This is a genomic window from Pseudoduganella albidiflava, from assembly GCF_004322755.1.
GTDB classification, from domain to species: Bacteria; Pseudomonadota; Gammaproteobacteria; order Burkholderiales; family Burkholderiaceae_D; genus Rugamonas; species Rugamonas albidiflava.
The window spans coordinates 1,240,202-1,259,076 of the sequence record NZ_CP036401.1 but is presented as its reverse complement, the minus strand read 5'-3'; the positions used below and the strand labels follow the sequence as shown (position 1 = coordinate 1,259,076).

Here is an 18,875-nt window from a genome sequence, read left to right as displayed (position 1 = left end):
AGCAATGAAAAGGTCAATGCCACGGCATCACGTCACGCCGGGCTCAGGCTGCCGGACAGGCCGATCTTCTGCAACTTCGCCTTGGCCTTCTCGGCTTCCTCGCGGCTGCCGAACGGCCCCACTTTTACGCGGGTCAATTCACCGGAGGGCGATTTCTGCGTGAACGACTTGATGCCCGCATCGCGCAGCTTGCCCTGCAATTCCTCGACCTTGTCCTTGGCGGCCAGCGCCGCCACCTGGATCACGTAGCGGCCGCTGTCGGCGGGCGCCGCGGCCGGCGCGGCCTTCCCTTCCAGCAGCGCCAGGGCGCGTGCCGCGTCGTCCGTCTTCGGCACCGGCTTCGCTTCAGGCTTGGCTTCCGCCTTCGGTTCCGGTTTCTTCGGTTCCGGCCTGGCCTCGGCCAGCTTTTTCGGCTCCACCTTGGGCTCGTCCCAGCCGGCCGCTTTCGGCTCGTGCTTCGGCTTAGCTTCCGGCTTGGGTTCGGGCTTGACTTCCAGCTTGGCCACTTTCGGCGGCTCGGTTTTCACCGGCACGGGCCGTTCTTCCAGCTTCGGCAGCGGCCGCGGCGGTGCGGCAACGACCGGTGTATGGTCTTCCGGCTCGACGATTTCCTCGCTCTGGTCGAGCGCCTCGGCCTGGGCGGTCTTGGCATCGGCCAGGGATTCTTCCGGTTCCTTGGCGTCGGCGGCGGCAGCGGCGTCCTCGGCTGCAGTGTCGTCCGCGGCGGCCTTGGCACTGTTGTCGGGTTTGTCGCGCGGCGGAATCTGGATGGCGATGTCGTTGTTCAGCGGCTTCGGCTCGGAATCGAGCACCATCGGCAGGCCGATCGCCACGGCCAGCGCCAGCGCGATCGCCCCCACCAGGCGGCGGCGCGCGCGCTTCTTTTCAGGCAATACGGGATCGGGAGCATCCTTGCGGGCGCGGCCACGGGTGGCGCCGGCGCTGTCGGCGGACGAGGCGCGCTTGGAGCGGGCCCGCTCCGTGATGGCGCGGTCATCCGCGGCGCGGTAGTAGCCGCTGTCTTCTGGGGACTGCTGCTTGTTTTTACCGAATTTCGAGAACAAGCCCATGCGTGATTTCAGTGAAGGGAAGATTTTCGGGCGGCCATGACGCCAGCCACCGTCAGGAACGAGCCAAAGACCACAATTCTATCATTCTCGCCCGCGCGGCTCATTGCATTTGCAAAAGCTTGTGCCGGGGTATCGAATATATGCACGGTTTTTTCATGCAGATCGGGCGCCAATGCCTGCACTTTCGCGGCAAGTTCCGATGCGCTGGCGGCGCGCGGCGATGGCAGCGTGGTCACGCACCAGTGATCGATGGAGCCGCCGATGGCCTTGATGACGCCATCGATATCCTTGTCGTGCATCGAGCCGAACACGGCGAACGTGTACGGGTGGAAGCCCATATTGCCCAGGTTCTGGTTCAGCGCCGAGGCCGCATGGGGGTTGTGCGCCACGTCGAGGATCACGGTGGGGCGGCCCGGCAGCACCTGGAAGCGGCCCGGCAGCTCGACGGTGACCAGGCCGTGTCGCACTTCCTGCGCGCCGACCGGCAATTCGTTCTTCAACACTTCCAGCGCGGCCAGCGCGGCCGAAGCGTTCAGCAACTGGTTGGCGCCGCGCAGGCTGGGGTAAGCCAGCGCGTTGCGGCGCTGGCCGCGGCCGCCGTAGTTCCACTGCTGCTTGTCGCCGGAATAGTTGAAGTCGCGCCCCATCAGCCACAGGTCGGCGCCGATCGCGGTGGCGTGCTCGACCAGCGCCTGCGGTGGCACCGGGTCGCTGCAAATGGCCGCCTTGCCGGGGCGGAAGATTCCGGCCTTTTCAAAGCCGATCTGTTCGCGCGTGCCACCCAGGTAATCGACGTGGTCGATATCGACACTGGTGACGATGGCCACGTCGGCATCGATGACGTTGACGGCATCGAGCCGGCCGCCCAGCCCCACTTCGAGGATCGCCACGTCGAGCGAGGACTTGCTCATCAGGTGCAGGATGGCCAGCGTGGTGAACTCGAAATAGGTCAGCGGCGTATCGCCGCGCACCGCCTCGACGGCATCGAAGGCCTCGACCAGCATGCTGTCGGAGGCCAGGTCGCCATTGACGCGGGCGCGCTCGTTGAAGTCGAGGAAGTGCGGCTTGATGTACAGCCCGACCCGGTAGCCGGCGCGCAGCAGGATCGATTCCAGCATCGCGCAGGTGGACCCCTTGCCGTTGGTGCCGGCCACCATGATCACCGGGCAGGTGAACTGCAGTTGCAGGCGTTCCTTGACGGCGCGCACGCGGTCGAGGCCCATGTTGATGACGGTTTCGGCGTGGCGCGATTCCAGCAGCGCGAGCCATTCAGGCAAGGTGGACGGGGTGGACATGTGAGTTGGAGAAAAGCGGGGAGTAAGCGCAAAGACGTGATTCTAGCGCACGACGCGAAACGGGGCCGGGTCCCTGCGGACCCGGCCCCGTTCACATGATGCCGCGGAGCGGCGGACTGCTGTCAGGCGGTCATGCCAGCACTTCGGCGGCCTGGTTCTGCAGCAGTGCCAGCAGGCGGGCGATTTCCTCGCGCATCTTGCGGCGGTCGACGATCATGTCGATGGCGCCCTTGGTCAGCAGGAACTCGCTGCGCTGGAAGCCTTCCGGCAGCTTCTCACGCACCGTGTTCTCGATCACGCGCGGGCCGGCAAAGCCGATCAGCGCTTTCGGCTCGGCCATCACCACGTCGCCCATGAAGGCGAACGAAGCGGACACGCCGCCCATCGTCGGGTCGGTCAGCACGCTGATGAACGGCAGCTTCTTTTCCGACAGCTTGGTCAGCATCGAGGTGGTCTTGGCCATCTGCATCAGCGACAGCAAGCCTTCCTGCATGCGCGCGCCGCCGGTGGCGGTGATGCAAATGAATGGTACCTTCTGCTCGAGCGCCACCTGGGCCGCGCGGGCGAAGCGTTCGCCGACCACGGAACCCATCGAGCCGCCCATGAATTCGAACTCGAAGCAGGCGACCACGACCGGCAGGCTCATGATCGAACCGCCCATGCACACCATCGCATCGGTTTCGCCGGTGGCTTCCATGGCCTGCTTCAGGCGATCCGGGTATTTCTTGCTGTCCTTGAACTTCAGCGTATCGACCGGCAGCGTTTCCTGGCCGATTTCATAGCGGCCACCGGCATCGAGCAGGGCATCGAGGCGCTCGCGGGCGCGGATGCGCATGTGGTGATCGCATTTCGGGCAGACATGCAGGTTCGACTCGAGGTCGGTACGGTACAGGACCGCCTCGCAGGAGGGGCACTTGACCCACAGCCCTTCCGGCATCGTCTTGCGGGCGGCGGCTTCCGAGCGCTGGATGCGGGGGGGAAGCAGTTTTTCCAACCAGCTCATATTTTCTCCTGTTGCTCTAACTGAGGGGCGAAGTGTAGCCGTTTATGCCAGTCGTGTCGAACATTCAAAATTGACAATTTTCCGAACGAACGTAAGCTTTCATGCGGCCTGCGCGCGAACGCCTGCGGAGAATTGATGAGCCCGTGTCATGGGGGGAGCGGGGAATTCGCGAAGCATGCTTCGCGCCCGCACAACGGTGCGGCCATGCAGGGCCGCACTCCCTCCAGGCACGCTGATACGGGCTAGGCAGCACGGCTTATTCGCACGGCTTATTCGTCCAGCGCCTGCCGGATGCCGGCGACGAACGCCTGCACGGCGGCCGGCGCCTGCGCGGGCTCGGCCGCCTCGATTTCCTGGATGATCCGGCTGCCGATGACGACGGCGTCCGCCACGCCGGCAAGTGCCTTCGCGGTGGCCGCGTCGCGGATGCCGAAGCCCACGCCGATCGGCAGGCTGACATGCCGGCGGATCTCCGCGATCCGCTCGGCCACCTCGGCGGTATCGATATGGCCGGCACCCGTCACGCCCTTCAGCGACACGTAATACGAGAAGCCGCTGCCGACCTTGGCCACTTGCGCGATGCGCGCCTCGGTCGAGGTGGGCGCCAGCAGGAAGATCAGGTCGAGGCCGGCGGCGCGCATCTTGGCGGCGAATTCTTCGCATTCCTCGGGCGGGTAGTCGACGACGATCGCGCCATCGGCGCCCACTTCGCGCGATTGCTCGACGAAAGCGTCGACGCCGATGCGCTCGATCGGATTGGCGTAGCCCATCAGTACCACCGGGGTGTGCTGGTTGGTCTTGCGGAACTCGCGCACGTACTCGAACACGTGGCGGATGCCGACGCCATGCACCAGGGCGCGCTCGCAGGCGCGCTGGATGACGGGGCCTTCGGCCATCGGGTCGGAAAACGGCACGCCGAGTTCCAGCACGTCGGCGCCGCCCGCCACCAGGGCATGCAGCAGTGGCACCGTGGATGCCGGCGCGGGATCGCCAGCGGTGATGAAGGTCACGAGACCGGTCTTGTTGTGCGCTTTCAGCGCGTCGAACGTCTGGGCGATACGGGACATATTATTCTCGGCAAATGTTTCTCAAATTCGGGGACAGTCCCCGATTTTTGGAAATGTTTCTTCAAATCGGGGTCAGACCCCGATTTCTGGAAACATTTCGCGGCGGGGACCGCCATGTTCAGGCAACGATCAGCCGAAATTCATGCCCATGCGCTCGGCCACGGTATGCATGTCCTTGTCGCCGCGGCCGGACAGGTTGACCAGCACGATCTGGTCCTTCGGCAGCGTGGCGGCCAGCTTGGCGGCGTAGGCCAGCGCGTGCGACGATTCCAGCGCGGGGATGATGCCTTCGATGTGGCAACAGTCGTGGAATGCCTTTAGCGCTTCCTCGTCCGTGATCGACACGTACTGCGCGCGGCCGGAATCCTTCAGCCAGGCATGCTCGGGGCCCACGCCCGGGTAGTCGAGGCCGGCGGACACCGAGTGCGTTTCGATGATCTGGCCATCGTCGCTCTGCAGCAGGTAGGTGCGGTTGCCGTGCAGCACACCCGGGTAACCCTTCGTCAGCGAAGCGGCGTGCTTGTTCGTGTCGAGGCCCTCGCCGGCCGCTTCCACGCCGATCAGCCGGGTGTCCTTCTGGTCGATGTACGGGTAGAAGATGCCCATCGCGTTCGAGCCGCCGCCGATGCAGGCCAGCACGTAGTCGGGCTGGCGGCCCGTCATCTCGGGCATCTGCACCAGGCATTCCTCGCCGATCACGGACTGGAAGTCGCGCACCAGCATCGGGTAAGGGTGCGGGCCGGCCACCGTGCCGATGATGTAGAAGGTGTTTTCAATGTTGGTGACCCAGTCGCGCATCGCTTCGTTCAGCGCATCCTTGAGCGTTTTCGAACCGGATTCGACGGGCACGACGGTGGCGCCCAGCAGTTTCATCCGGTAGACGTTCTGGGCCTGCCGCTTGACATCCTCGGCACCCATGTACACCACGCACTCGAGGCCGAAGCGGGCGCAGATAGTGGCCGTGGCCACGCCATGCTGGCCAGCGCCGGTTTCGGCGATGATGCGCGGCTTGCCCATGCGCTTGGCGAGCAGCGCCTGGCCGATCACGTTGTTGATCTTGTGCGCGCCGGTGTGGTTCAGGTCTTCGCGCTTGAAGTAGATTTGCGCGCCGCCGGCCAGTTCGGACCAGCGCTTGGCGTGGTAGATCGGCGATGGCCGGCCGACGAAGTGCTTCAGCTCGTAACGGAATTCTTCGAGGAATTCGGGATCCTGGCTGTAGCGGGCATAGGCTTCGTTCAGCTCGGCCAGCGCATAGGTCAGGGTTTCGGCAACGAAGGAGCCGCCGTACGGGCCGAAGTGGCCGGTCGCGTCGGGCAGCTGGTAATCGGTGGCGTGGAACAGGGGTACGGCAAGATCGGATGGGGAATTCATGGCGTTTTCTCGAAAGGGGAACGCCGCCGCCGTACCAGCCGAATACCGGTTGAACATCCAGCCTGGAACTTCGCGCCGATGAAATCAAGCCGAAGAGTCAGGCCGGGCATTCAAGCCGAGCATTCACGCAGGGCAATAAAGCCGAACGGGCACTAAAGCCGAACGGACAATAAAGCCGAACGGGCAATAAAGCCGGATGGTCGAACTATGCGTCGTTCCCGGGGGTCGCATCGCCAGCCTTCACCGCGGCAATGAATTGCGCGATCAGGCTGGCATCCTTGATGCCTTTCGCGGCTTCGACGCCGGAACTGACGTCAACCGCGAACGGGCGAACCTGCGCCACCGCGCCAGTCGCATTTTGCACGCTCAAGCCACCACTCAAAACGGCCCGATGCGCGAGTTCTTTTGGAATGACAGACCAATCGAAAACCTTTCCTGCGCCGCCATAGGCATCGACATAGGTGTCGAACAGAAGCCCGGCGAACAGCCGCGAAGAGGCGCGGCATTGAGCTTCGTATTCTAGCAGCTCGCTGCCGGTCGTGGACGGTTTTACCCGGAAGGCGCGCAGGTACGTGCGGTTGGCCGCGGCGGCGGCCTGGGCGCACTGCCCGGCCGTTTCATCGCCGTGGAATTGCAGCAGGCCCACCGGCGCCACGCGCACGATGTCCGCCACTTCCTCCGCCGAGGCGTTGACGAACAGGCCGACCGCCGTGACGAAGGGCGGCAAGGTGGCGATCAGTTCGGCCGCGCGGGCCGGCGCCACGTAGCGCGGACTCTTCGGGTAGAACACGAAGCCGATCGCGTCGGCCCCGGCGGCCACGGCGGCGGCCACGTCTTCTTCGCGGGTCAGGCCGCAGATCTTGATGCGGGTACGGTGCATGGTCATGTCCTCGATCGGGTCTCGGTGGTGCGTCAGAAAGCCGGCAGGATGCGCGGCGTTTCCTGCGGCAGGCCCCACTTGGCGTCGTATTCGATCTGCGCCAGGTACAGGCCGTCCGGCATGAAGGTGGGCGCGGCCAGCGTGCGGTTGCGGGCGGCCAGCAGTTCGCCCAGCCACCCGGTATGCTCGCGGCCCTGGCCCACGTAGACCAGCGAACCGACCAGGTTGCGCACCATGTGGTGCAGGAAGGCGCTGGCCCGCAGCGTGAACAGGATCATGTCGCCGTGGCGCTCGATGCCGATCTCGTACATGTCCTTGACCGGCGTTTTCGCCTGGCAGCCGGCGGCGCGGAACGCGGAAAAATCATGTTTGCCCAGCAGCGGCTGGACGGCTGCGCGCATCCGCTCCACGTCCAGCGGGCGGTGCGTGAAGCCGGCACGGCCGGACAGCAGCGGCGCCCGTACCGCATTGTTGTACAGCAGGTAGTGGTAAGTGCGCGACCGTGCCGAAAAGCGCGCATGGAAATCCTTGTCGGGCTGGAATTCGTCGGCACTGGACGGGTCGAACGGCGGCCCTACCTCGTGCAATTCCTTGGCCCAGCGAACGCCGATCGAATCGGGCAGGAAGGCGTTGATGCCGCGCACCCAGGCATGCGGCTCGCGCTGCAGGGGGGTATCGAAATGCACGACCTGCCCCAGCGCATGCACGCCCGCATCGGTGCGGCCGGCACAGGTGGTGCCGATGCGGACGCAGGCGAAACGCTCGATCGCCTGCTCCAGCTTGTCCTGCACGGTCTGGCCATGCGGCTGGACCTGGTAACCCTGCCAGTCGGCGCCGTTGTACTGGACGCCCAATGCGATGCGTTTCAATGCCTGCCCGATCATGATGAAAGAGCGGGCATTATAGCGTTCAAATGCGGCTGGCAAATATGGCTGGCGATGCCGCTGGCGATGCGGCTGGGACGGCAGCTGCATCACAGGCCCGGCGGCATGGCCGCGATGGCTACGCCGCCGCCGGGCGCCGTCAGCCCAGCTGCGCCAGCATCTGGTTTGCGCGCGCCACCTGTTCGCTGCTGCCGCCGCGCAGCACTTCGTCGAGCAGTTCGCGGGCACCTTCCTTGTCGCCGATTTCCTGGTAGGCGACAGCCAGGTCCAGCTTGGTGTCCATCTCCATTTGCAGCGGCGTCAGGGGTGCCGGGGTGTCGGCCGCTCCGCCTTGCGGCGTGGCCGTTTCATCCAGGTCCAGGTCGATGCCCGACAGGTCGAATTCCGGTGGCGGCGGCGCCGCGGCCGGTGGTTCCGGCAAGTCCGGCAGCGCCATGTCCGGTTCGTCCAGCGTGGGCGCCGCCGCGCTGGACGGCGTTGCGGCCGGCGGCGGCATGTCGAAGTCCATCAGGTCCAGCTCGGCCAGCGGATCGGCGCCGGGGGCCGCCGCGGCAGGCGGGGTCTTGTCGTCCGGGCCCAGGTCGAAGTCGAAGTCCGCGTCGGCCCGCGCCGCTGGCGCGGCTGGCGTGGCTGAAGCGGCAGGCGCATCGAACGCCAGGTCGAACGGGTCGGCTGCCGCATCGGCGCCCTTGTCGGCAGGCTTGTCGAGGCCGCCCGCGGCCGGCGGCGGTGGATCGAAGTCCAGGCCGCCCAGGTCGAAGTCGAGATAATGTTCCGCATCGGCCGTATCGCCCATTTTGGGCTGCGCCGGCGTGGCGGGCGGTTCGGCGGCCGCCACGTCCGGCTGGGCCGTGGCATCGCTGAAATCGAAGTCCGCCAGGCGGTCTTCCGCCACCGGCGGCTCCACCGCCGCCGGGGTATCGGCGAAATCGAAGTCGAGCGCGCTGACGGCCGCTTCCGGAGCAGGTTCCTGGCTCAGGTCGAGATCGAGCCCTTCGTGCGGGGCGGGCTCGGCGGCACGGGCGCGCGCGGCATCGTCCAGCACGGCGGAAAAGTCGGCCGGCGGCGCCGGGGAATGGACAGCGTCCGCAGCCAGCGCCGCGGCGCCCGCCGCCGCCGCGGTGGCCGCCAGCGGACCGGCACCGCCCTGCGCGCCATACAGCGGATTGCCCGGATCGAACGAACGGCCCAGCGCGGCGGCCTGCGCCCACTCGTCGCCCTGCCCTTTCGTCAGCGCATACAGTTCATTGGCCTGCCCCTCGAAGGCGCGCAGGTCCTTCCGGTTGGCGTAGATTTCCATCAGCTTCAGCCGCACCGCGTGCCGCTCCGGATGGGTGCGCAGCGCTTCCTTCAGGATTTCCTCGGCTTGCGCATCGCGGCCATAGGCGATATAGACATCGGCCTCGGCCACCGGGTCGACTTCGTTCATGTCGAGCTGGCTGGCGGAAGGCGCGAAGTTCGAATTGAACACGCTGTTGCTGGTGTCCACGCTCTGGCCGCCCGGTTCGGCGATCAGCGACTGCGTGGCCGGTTCGACGGGGGCGGCCACCGGCACTTCCCGCTCCACCACCGTGGCCGCGGCCTTGCGGCGGCGCGCCAGGATCAAAGCGGTGCCGCCGAGGATCGCCGCCAGCGCGATGCCGAGGGCGGCCATGTTGTCCTTGATCGCATCCATGATGCCGGGCTCGGCCGGGGATGGCGCCACTGTCGGTGGCGGTGCCGCCGGCTTCGCGGCCGGCCTGGCTGGCGGCGCTGCCGGCGCGGCGGCCGGTGCCATCGGTTGCGGCGCGGCCGCGACGGGCGCGCCCCGGTTGTCCATTTCCGGCACGGCGCCCTGCTGCGCTTCCACGCCGGCCTGGCTCTTCACCGCCATCAGCTTTTCCAGGTCGCTGACATTCTTTTCCAGTTCCTTGACGCGCGCGGCGGCATCGGCGACCTGCTGTTCCTTGGCGATCTTTTCCTCGGTGGCACCGCCCTGGCCAGCCTTGCCGGACGCTTCACCCGCCTTCGACAGCTTGAGCCGGTCCTGCGCTTCGTTGACGGCGTTCGGCCGCTCTTCGACCTGGGCGGTGATCTTGCCGCCGGCGCTTTGCTGCGGCGCCGGCGCCTGGGCCGGCGTGGCCGCTTCCACCTGGCCAGCCAGGCGATTGCGGTAGGCATTGAAGTCCGCCGCATGCGCGATGACGACGCGGCGCGCCTCGGAACGGTCGGTGGCGCGCACCGTGTCCCCGCTCGGCACGGACAGGATGCGGCCCGATTTCAGGCGGTTCATGTTGTTGCCGCTGAACGCCTCGGGATTGGCCCGGTACAGCGCGACCAGCATCATGTCCAGCGATACGTCGGCCGGCTTCACGTCGCGGGCGATGCCGGACAGCGTATCGCCCCGCTTGACGCGGACGTTGTCGGTCTCCGTTGCCGCCGGGCGCTCGCGCTCGGCCGTGGCGGGACGCTCGCGTGCCGGCGCGGGAGCGGCCGGGGCTGCCGGAGCGGCCGGGGTAGCCGAAGGCGCCGGAGCGCCGGCCTGGGCGGCGGCGCGGTTCACTTCCACCGGTGCCGCCACCTGCGGCGACTGCGCATTGCGCATCTCGGCCGGGTCGAGCAGGAACGTGTATTCGCGCACCAGGCGGCCGTTGGCCCATGACAGCTCCAGCAGCATGTCGACGAAGGGCTCGTTGACCGGCTGCGCCGACGTCACGCGGATGAAGCGCCGCCCGTCGCGCTGTTCGATGTCGAAGCGCAGGTTCACCAGGGCGGGGTTGAATTCGATGTTGGCCGCCCGGAAGGCTTCCAGCGGTGCCAGCTTGACTGCCAGGTCGGCCGCTTCTTCCGGGGTCACCGCTGTCAGCTCGATCTCGGCGCGCAGCGGTTGCCCCAGGGCGGACAGCACGGTGAGTTTGCCGAGGCCGGCGGCATGCGCCGGCGGGAGGATGGCCGCGCCGATGATGGCGCTGGCCAGTGCAGACAACGCGAATGAAGCAACCCTGGAGCGTTTTTGTACGGGCATATTTTATGGTGTTAAGTTGGCAACGGGCGTCCGGGGGTTTCCCGGGCATCCCAACATATCATCATGCCCCGGAGCATGCAAGCGACGCCCGGCTATGGGACAGGGCCGGCAAGGATGGCCCGGCAGCCGGCGGCCGGCACCTGGCCGCTTTCCGCGCCGGCCGCTTGCGGATCGCCAGTTGTATCCGCAATGCAACAAACAACCCGTGCTGGCCATCCAGGCATCACGCACAAAAATTCACGCACATAAATTCACGCGCATAAAAAAAGCCGGCCCTGTCGAGGGCCGGCTTCCTGTCGCCGGGACCGGGGCACGTGCCCCGTTTTTTTCCCAGGCGCAGCGCTTACTTGTCCAGCACGATGCGCAGCATGCGGCGCAGCGGCTCGGCGGCGCCCCACAGCAGCTGGTCGCCCACCGTGAAGGCCGAAATGTATTCCGGGCCCATCGACAGCTTGCGCACGCGGCCGACCGGAATCGTCAGGCTGCCGGTGACGGCGGCCGGCGTCAGGTCGCGCACCGACGCTTCGCGCGTGTTCGGCACGAACTTCACCCACTGGTTGTCGTTGGCGATGATGTCGTTGATCTCGTCCAGCGGCACGTCCTTGTTCAGCTTGATGGTCAGCGCCTGCGAGTGGCAGCGCATCGCGCCGATACGCACGCACAGGCCGTCGACCGGAATCGCTTTCGAGCCGAAGCCCTCGCCGCGGCCCAGGATCTTGTTGGCCTCGGCGCCGCCCTTCCACTCTTCCTTCGACTGCCCGTTGTTCAGGTCCTTGTCGATCCACGGGATCAGGTTGCCCGCCAGCGGCACACCGAACTGCTTGGTTTCTTCAGCCGACAGGCCATGCTGGGTAGCCAGCACCTGGCGGTCGATTTCCAGGATGGCCGATGCCGGGTTGTCCAGCAGCGGCTTGACGGAAGCGTTGATGGTGCCGAATTGCGTGAGCAGTTCGCGCATGTGCTGCGCGCCGCCGCCCGATGCGGCCTGGTACGTCATCGACGTCATCCAGTCCACCAGGTTGGCCTTGAACAGGCCGCCCAGGCCCATCAGCATGCACGACACGGTGCAGTTACCGCCGATGAAGTTCTTGACGCCCTTGGTCATCGCATCCTTGATGACGTTCAGGTTGACCGGATCCAGCACGATGACGGCATCCTTGTCCATGCGCAGCGTGGAGGCCGCGTCGATCCAGTAGCCGTTCCAGCCGGCCGCGCGCAGCTTCGGGAACACCTCGCTGGTGTAGTCGCCGCCCTGGCAGGAGATGATGATCTCGCAGCGCTTCAGTTCCTCGATATCGGTGGCGTCCTTCAGCGTGGTTTCGTTCTTTGCCATCGCCGGGGCCTTGCCGCCCGTGTTGGACGTGGAGAAGAAGACCGGCTCGATGTGCTCGAAATCGCCCTCTTCCTGCATGCGCTGCATCAGCACGGAACCGACCATGCCGCGCCAGCCTACCAGACCTACTAATTTCATGTGAATACCCTCGGATGTTTTGGATGTTCTATGGGAACGCGCCAGCGGCGCGTTCCGTGTACACGTTGTTTACTTCGCCAGCGCCTTGACCACGGCGTCGCCCATCTGCTCGGTGCCCACCTTGGTGGTGCCTTCCTCGTAGATGTCGGCGGTGCGCAGGCCCTGCGCCAGCACGGCCTTGACGGCGTTCTCGATCCGGTCGGCCTGTTCGGTCTTGCCCAGCGAGAAGCGCAGCATCATCGCCGCGGACAGGATGGTGGCCAGCGGGTTGGCGATGCCCTTGCCGGCGATATCCGGCGCCGAGCCGTGCGACGGTTCGTACAGGCCCTTGTTGTTCGCGTCCAGCGAGGCCGACGGCAGCATGCCGATCGAACCGGTCAGCATGGCCGCCGCGTCGGACAGGATGTCGCCGAACATGTTGCCGGTGACGATCACGTCGAATTTCTTCGGCGCGCGCACCAGCTGCATGGCGGCGTTGTCGACATACATGTGGTCCAGTGCGACGTCCGGATATTCCTTGTGCACGTCGGTGACGATGTCTTTCCAGAACTGGAAGGTTTCCAGTACATTGGCCTTGTCGACGGAAGTCAGGCGCTTGTCGCGCTTTTGCGCGGCCTGGAACGCCACGTGGGCGATGCGGCGGATTTCGCCTTCCGCATAGCGCATCGTGTCGAAGCCTTCGCGCTGGCCCTTGAAGGGGCCGTCCGGGCATTCGCGCACGCCGCGCGGCTGGCCGAAGTAAATGTCGCCGGTCAGTTCGCGGATGATCAGGATATCCAGGCCCGACACCACTTCGGGCTTGAGCGTGGAGGCGCCGGCCAGTTCCGGGTACAGGATCGCCGGACGCAGGTTGGCGAACAGGCCCAGGTTCTTGCGCAGGCCGAGGATCGCCTGTTCGGGGCGCAGCGGGCGGTCCAGCGTGTCGTACTTCCAGTCGCCGACGGCGCCGAACAGCACGGCGTCGGCCGCCTTCGCCAGTGCCAGCGTGGCTTCCGGCAGCGGATGGCCGGACGCTTCGTAGCCGGCACCGCCGACCGGGGCGGTCTCCAGTTCGAACTGTTCGTCCAGTGCGTTCAGCACCTTGACGGCCTGGGTGACGATCTCGGGGCCGATACCGTCGCCCGGCAGGATTGCGATTTTCATGGTTGTTTTCAGATCGAGTTGGCCAGCCAGGGCTGGCTTGCCAGATGACGCTCTTCGAAGGCACGGATGCTGTCGGCATGGCGCAGCGTCAGGCCGATGTCGTCGAGGCCGTTCATCAGGCAGTATTTACGGAAGGCGTCGACCTGGAATGGGTAGGAGATCTTGCCGTCCTGGGAGCGGATGACTTGCTGCTCAAGGTCCACCACCAGGCGATAACCCGGGAAGGCCTTGACTTCGTCGAACAGATGATCGATCTGCGCTTCGGTTAAGACGACCGGCAGCATGCCGTTCTTGAAGCAGTTGTTGAAGAAGATATCGGCGAAGCTGGGCGCCAGGATGGCGCGGAAGCCGTATTGCTCGAGGGCCCACGGCGCGTGCTCGCGCGAGGAGCCGCAGCCGAAGTTCTTGCGCGTCAGCAGGATCGACGCGCCCTGGTAGCGCGGCTGGTTCAGCACGAAGTCGGGATTGACCGGACGCTGGGAATTATCCATGCCGGGCTCGCCGTGATCGAGGTAGCGCCATTCGTCGAACAGGTTGGGGCCGAAGCCCGTGCGGCGGATCGATTTCAGGAACTGCTTCGGGATGATGGCGTCGGTATCGACGTTCGAGCGGTCGAGCGGGGCGACAAGGCCCTCGTAGATCGTAAATTTGTCCATGCTGCTCTCTTGGTGGGACGCGGCACCAGGCCGCGCCGCGGTGTTATTTTTTGCCGCCGCGTTCGACGGCCTGGCCAACCTTCTGTACGTCCTTGCCGAAGCCGGCAACGGTGTTGCAGCCGGTGAGGACGATGGTGGCGAGGGCGATGGCGAACAGGGTTTTCATGTTTCTGTCTTCTTTTGAAAGCGTTGAGGACTCATGCTTCAACCCCAGGTGCAAAACCTGGGGGCGGAGCAGGGTTTCGAGGAGCATGCTCCTCGCTGCGTAGCGGGAGGCGGCATACCTGCCATCTCCCGCTTCAGACCCTGCCCCCCCGGCATTTGCCGTTGGGGTCAAACACGTCCACGGCGCGCGATCAGCGCAGGCCGCGGATGTCGACGAAGTGGCCGGCGATACCGGCGGCGGCCGCCATGGCCGGCGACACCAGGTGGGTGCGCCCGCCCTGGCCTTGCCGGCCCTCGAAATTGCGGTTCGAGGTGGACGCGCAGCGCTCGCCCGGATCGAGGCGGTCGGCGTTCATCGCCAGGCACATCGAGCAGCCCGGCTCGCGCCATTCGAAACCGGCGGCCTTGAAGATCGTGTCCAGCCCTTCGCGCTCGGCCTGTTCCTTGACGAGGCCGGAGCCCGGCACCACCATGGCCAGCTTCACGTTCGAGGCGCGCTGCTTGCCGCGCACCACGGCGGCGGCGGCGCGCAGATCCTCGATGCGAGAGTTGGTGCAGGAACCGATGAATACCTTGTCGATGCGGATATCCTCGATCGCCGTGTTCGGCTTGAGGTCCATGTAGACCAGCGCCTTTTCCATCGCCTCGCGCTTGACCGTGTCTTTTTCCTGGTCGGGATCGGGCACGCGGCCATCGACCGGCACCACCATCTCGGGCGAGGTGCCCCAGGTGACCTGCGGCTTGATCTCGGCGGCATCGAGGGTGACGACCATGTCGAACTTCGCGCCCGGTTCGGTGTGCAGCGTGCGCCAGTACTCGACGGCGCGCTCCCAGTGCGGACCCGCGGGCGCGAACGGACGGCCCTTCACGTAGTTGATCGTGGTGTCGTCCACGCCGACCATGCCGGCGCGCGCGCCTGCTTCGATCGCCATGTTACAGACTGTCATGCGGCCTTCCATCGACAGTGCGCGGATCGCCGAGCCGCCGAACTCGATCGCGTAGCCGGTGCCCCCGGCGGTACCGATCTTGCCGATGATGGCCAGCACGATATCCTTCGCGGTCACGCCGGGCAGCAGGTCGCCGTCGACCTGCACCAGCATCGATTTGGACTTTTTCGCCAGCAGTGTCTGCGTGGCCAGCACGTGCTCGACCTCGGACGTGCCGATGCCGTGCGCCAGTGCGCCGAACGCGCCGTGGGTGGAGGTGTGCGAATCGCCGCAGACCACCGTCATGCCGGGCAGCGTGGCGCCCTGCTCCGGGCCGATCACGTGGACGATGCCCTGGCGCTTGTCGTTCATGTTGAAGTACGTGACGCCGTACTCCTTGGTATTGTTGTCCAGCGTTTCCACCTGCAGGCGGGAAACGGGATCCTCGATACCGTGCGAGCGGTCGGTGGTCGGCACGTTGTGGTCGGCCACCGCCAGGTTGGCGGACAGGCGCCACAGAGCGCGGTTGGCGGCGCGCAAGCCGTCGAAGGCCTGCGGGCTGGTGACTTCATGCACGAGGTGGCGGTCGATGTACAGGATGGCGGTGCCGTCTTCCTCCGTGCGCACCACATGCGATTCCCAGAGTTTGTCGTAAAGCGTCTTCATAATGCTGCTTGCTGCCTGTGTGTAGAAAGTTCCGTTTTGATTATGCCACAGTTTGTGCGCTGCAAAACAAGCCGACTTTCCGCCTCGTGGGCCGCTGTCCCTTGCATTTCCCTGCTGCGCGCCTAGGGCGCCGTGTTGCTAAAATTGCTCCGAAAATGGCGGTCCGGCGATGCGGCGGACCCCATTTCTCGGGAATGTTTCCTGAAACCGGGGTCTGACCCCGGATACAGGCAATATTCTAGTCGTAAAAAAAGCCTGCGATGCGGTCGCAGGCTTTTTTGGGTGACTTGCTTGGCGAACTTGTTATGCTGCCATGCGCACGCTGCTCCTGCAACCATCCATCAGGAACGATAGGCCGACCACCAGCACCAGCTCGCCCTCGGCCGAGCGCGCGGTACCGGTCACGCCTTCCACGGTCAGGGCCGTCATCGGCTTGATGACCAGGTCGGCGGTGCCATCCACGGCACCCACGGCCAGGATGTACGGCTGCGGCGCGTTGATGACGATGCCCACCCGTTCGGTCGACAGTTCGTAGCCCAGCGCATTGGCCAGCGAACGCACCGGCAGCGGCCGCCCCTGGTCCTTCATCACCGGGGCACCACCCACTTCGTTGAAGGTTTCCGGCAGTTCCACCACGCGCTCGACGACGGCCATCGGCAGCGCCAGCAGCGCGCCCGAGGTCGACACCAGCATGGTCGGCACGATCGACAGCTCGATCGGCAGGCGGATGGCGAACTTGGTGCCCTTGCCCAGCGCGGATTCGATGTGGATCGCGCCACGGTTCTTTTCCACCGCGGTCTTCACCACATCCATGCCCACGCCGCGGCCGGAAACGGACGAAGCCACTTCCTTGGTCGAGAAGCCCGGCAGGAAGACCAGCTGGTACGACTCGTCGTCCGTCATGTTCGCGGTCGGCGAGATCAGGCCCTTTTCACCGGCCTTGCGGCGCAGCGCGACCGGGTCCATGCCCTTGCCGTCGTCCTGCAGCACGATCATCACGCTGTTGGCTTCCTGCCACGCTTTCAGCAGGATGGTGGCCTTTGGATTCTTGCCGGCGGCCACGCGGGCATCCGGACCTTCCACGCCGTGGTCGAGCGCGTTGCGCAGCATGTGCACCAGCGGATCGTACAGGCTGTCGACAACCACGCGGTCCACTTCCGTTTCCGCGCCTTCGATGACCAGTTCGACTTCCTTGCCCAGGTCCTTCGCCAGTTCGCGCACCAGGCGCGGGAACTTCTGGAACAGGCGGCCGACCGGCTGCATGCGGGTCGCCAGCGTGGCGCGCTGCAGTTCGGTCGAGTAGCGCGAGGCACGCTCCAGCGTCTCGGTCAGGGCCGACATCAGCGTGGCGGCCTGGCCTTCGAACTTGAACTGTTGCAGGCGCTCGAGCAGCACGGCGGCCTGGTTGGCGGCCTGCACGGATTCGCCGGCCACTTCCAGCAGCGCGTCCAGCTTGACCGCGTCGATACGGATGCTTTCCTCTTTCGCCGGCGCCGCGTGGACGGCCTTGGCTTCATCGCGGCGCTCGACACCATCCCACTTCTTGGCGGGAGTGGCATCACTGGCAGGGGCGGCGGCCGGCGCTTCGGCAGCCGGGGCGGCGACAGGTGCCGCGGGCGTGGCGGGCACGCTGGCCGCGGCAGCGACCGGGGCCGGCGCGCTGGCCGCACGGCTGTACGTACCCGGCGGCACGACCGCCTCGTACATCGATTCCCAGTCGATACCGTCGGCCGAGGGCGCGCGCGGCGCCGCCGCGGCTGCCGGGGCAGCCACGGGAGCAGGTGCGGCGGGCGCAGGCGCGGGAGCCGGCGCAGCCTTCGCCGCCGGCTTGGCCGAGCTTTCCTTGCCTTCGATGGCCTGGTTCAGGATCGCTTCCAGGTCGGCCGGCATCGGCCCCATGCTGTCCGGCGACGCACCGTTATTCAGTTCCGCCAGCTGGTCGGCCACGAAGCCGGACGCCTGCAGCGCCGCCTCGATCGACAGCGGCGTGACGGGCGCGGCGCCGGTGCGCAGCGCGTCGAACAGGTTTTCCGTCAGGTGGCAGGCGGACACCAGCGCGCCGAGGTTCATGAAGCCCGCGCCACCCTTGATGGTGTGGAACGAACGGAACACGGCGTTCAGCGTTTCCTTGTTGTCGGGGTCGCGCTCGAGGCGCAGCAGGTGCTCCTCGACATTGACCGCCAGGTCCATCGCCTCGACGACGAACTCCTTGAGCATATCGTCCATCAGAACCCCAGGTCGGCAAGCAGGTCGTCCACGTTGTCCTGGTTCAGGGCCACGGACGGGGCCGACGGGCCACTCATCAGCGACACCTCCAGGGCCTCTTTCTGCGCAATCAGTTCGCGCTTGTCGGGCGGTGCATTATCCTTCAGCAACTGTGCCAGCTCCTGCTCGACCGTCTTGGTGATGATCACGACCTTCTTGATCAGCTGGCCCGTGATGTCCTGGAAGTCCTGCGCCATCATGATTTCCAGCAGGCGCGCCTTTTCCGCTTCGGTGGCTTCGGACACGGCATGCGCGAACGCACGCGAATCGCCGGCCAGCGCCTTGAATTCTTCAATGCTGAGCTTGCCTTCGAACAGCGCGGCCCAGCGGTCTTCCATTTCCTTCGACTTCTTCGACAGCACGTCCTGTGCCGGCATGCCGTCGTCGAGGGTGTTCAATACCTTGTTGGCGGCCTGCTCGGTCAGCGAAGCCACGTATTCCAGGCGGTCCTGGGCATCCACGATCTGGCTCGAGGCCTCGGTCAGCGCCTTGTCGTAGCCCAGTTCGCGCAACGAGTCGTGCAATAGCCGGACGATGCCGCCCAGGCGTTCGAACATCGTGCCATCCTGCGCACCCTCCTCGGCGACCGGCGCATCCGCGATCTGGGCAGCGGCCTGCGCTGCGGTGGCTACAGGAGCCGCGGTTCGGGTCGAGGCGATTTCGTCGAACAGATTTTCCAGGTCGTCATCGGCGGCGGCCGCGGCCGGCGCGGGGGCCGGAGCCGGTGCCGGTGCCGGGGTGGCGTTGGCACGCTGCGCGGACACTTCCTCGAATAATGCGTCGAAATCATCAGCGGCGTCGGTCATATCCCTGCTTCTCCATATTCAAAAAATGCTTTCGTATCAACTACCTGTGTGTCTTGCTTGATGACTCACGGCAATATTAACGCACTTCCGCGAGTGTAGCAGGGGCCCGTCCGCTTGTTCAATCTCGGTTGGTTCAATCCTGCGCGGCAACTGGAAAAAAAGGGTTTCTGTTGTATTTGGGTCGCGATGCCTGCCGCGATGTT

Annotated in this window: 15 protein-coding genes; all 15 read right to left on the bottom strand. The window is 65.8% G+C overall.

Going from position 1 to position 18,875, the window contains the following annotated elements; all coding sequences use genetic code 11:
* Positions 1-32: 32 nt before the first annotated feature.
* Positions 33-1,070 (bottom strand): SPOR domain-containing protein, encoded by a 1,038-nt coding sequence (locus tag EYF70_RS05350; protein WP_131144486.1) that lies wholly within the window; start codon positions 1,068-1,070, stop codon positions 33-35.
* 8 nt (positions 1,071-1,078) lie between these two features.
* Positions 1,079-2,365, bottom strand: a complete 1,287-nt coding sequence (folC, locus tag EYF70_RS05345; RefSeq protein WP_131144485.1) for a bifunctional tetrahydrofolate synthase/dihydrofolate synthase — start codon at positions 2,363-2,365, stop codon at positions 1,079-1,081.
* A gap of 130 nt (positions 2,366-2,495) precedes the next feature.
* On the bottom strand, positions 2,496-3,368 hold the full coding sequence (gene accD / locus EYF70_RS05340; protein ID WP_131144484.1) for an acetyl-CoA carboxylase, carboxyltransferase subunit beta: 873 nt from the start codon (positions 3,366-3,368) through the stop codon (positions 2,496-2,498).
* 269 nt (positions 3,369-3,637) lie between these two features.
* On the bottom strand, positions 3,638-4,435 hold the full coding sequence (gene trpA, locus EYF70_RS05335) for a tryptophan synthase subunit alpha (protein WP_131144483.1): 798 nt from the start codon (positions 4,433-4,435) through the stop codon (positions 3,638-3,640).
* A 129-nt stretch (positions 4,436-4,564) separates the two neighbouring features.
* Positions 4,565-5,806 (bottom strand): tryptophan synthase subunit beta, encoded by a 1,242-nt coding sequence (gene trpB, locus EYF70_RS05330; protein ID WP_131144482.1) that lies wholly within the window; start codon positions 5,804-5,806, stop codon positions 4,565-4,567.
* A gap of 205 nt (positions 5,807-6,011) precedes the next feature.
* The gene (locus EYF70_RS05325) at positions 6,012-6,686 is read right to left on the bottom strand and encodes a phosphoribosylanthranilate isomerase (protein WP_229420712.1); all 675 of its coding nucleotides are present in this window, start codon (positions 6,684-6,686) and stop codon (positions 6,012-6,014) included.
* Positions 6,687-6,718: 32 nt separating this feature from the next.
* Positions 6,719-7,555, bottom strand: coding sequence for a tRNA pseudouridine(38-40) synthase TruA (gene truA / locus EYF70_RS05320; RefSeq protein ID WP_131144480.1), 837 nt, complete (start codon positions 7,553-7,555; stop codon positions 6,719-6,721).
* A gap of 154 nt (positions 7,556-7,709) precedes the next feature.
* A complete protein-coding gene (locus EYF70_RS05315) occupies positions 7,710-10,574 on the bottom strand; it encodes a motility hub landmark protein FimV (RefSeq protein ID WP_131144479.1) in 2,865 nt (954 codons plus the stop codon).
* A gap of 343 nt (positions 10,575-10,917) precedes the next feature.
* The gene (asd, locus tag EYF70_RS05310; protein WP_131144478.1) at positions 10,918-12,045 is read right to left on the bottom strand and encodes an aspartate-semialdehyde dehydrogenase; all 1,128 of its coding nucleotides are present in this window, start codon (positions 12,043-12,045) and stop codon (positions 10,918-10,920) included.
* A 69-nt stretch (positions 12,046-12,114) separates the two neighbouring features.
* Positions 12,115-13,188 carry a 3-isopropylmalate dehydrogenase gene (gene leuB, locus EYF70_RS05305; protein WP_131144477.1) on the bottom strand — a complete coding sequence of 358 codons (1,074 nt, stop codon included), beginning with the start codon at positions 13,186-13,188 and terminating at the stop codon, positions 12,115-12,117.
* A gap of 8 nt (positions 13,189-13,196) precedes the next feature.
* Complete coding sequence (gene leuD / locus EYF70_RS05300; RefSeq protein ID WP_131144476.1) at positions 13,197-13,844, bottom strand: 3-isopropylmalate dehydratase small subunit; 648 nt, start codon at positions 13,842-13,844, stop codon at positions 13,197-13,199.
* Positions 13,845-13,887: 43 nt separating this feature from the next.
* A complete protein-coding gene (locus EYF70_RS05295; protein ID WP_131144475.1) occupies positions 13,888-14,010 on the bottom strand; it encodes an entericidin A/B family lipoprotein in 123 nt (40 codons plus the stop codon).
* 190 nt (positions 14,011-14,200) lie between these two features.
* Entirely contained in the window at positions 14,201-15,604 is a 1,404-nt protein-coding gene (leuC, locus tag EYF70_RS05290) for a 3-isopropylmalate dehydratase large subunit (protein ID WP_131144474.1), read from the bottom strand.
* Positions 15,605-15,904: 300 nt separating this feature from the next.
* On the bottom strand, positions 15,905-17,827 hold the full coding sequence (locus EYF70_RS05285) for a chemotaxis protein CheA (RefSeq protein ID WP_131144473.1): 1,923 nt from the start codon (positions 17,825-17,827) through the stop codon (positions 15,905-15,907).
* Entirely contained in the window at positions 17,827-18,672 is an 846-nt protein-coding gene (locus tag EYF70_RS05280; protein ID WP_131144472.1) for a protein phosphatase CheZ, read from the bottom strand. The genes EYF70_RS05285 and EYF70_RS05280 overlap by 1 nt, the downstream gene beginning before the upstream one ends.
* Between the last annotated feature and the right edge of the window lie 203 nt (positions 18,673-18,875).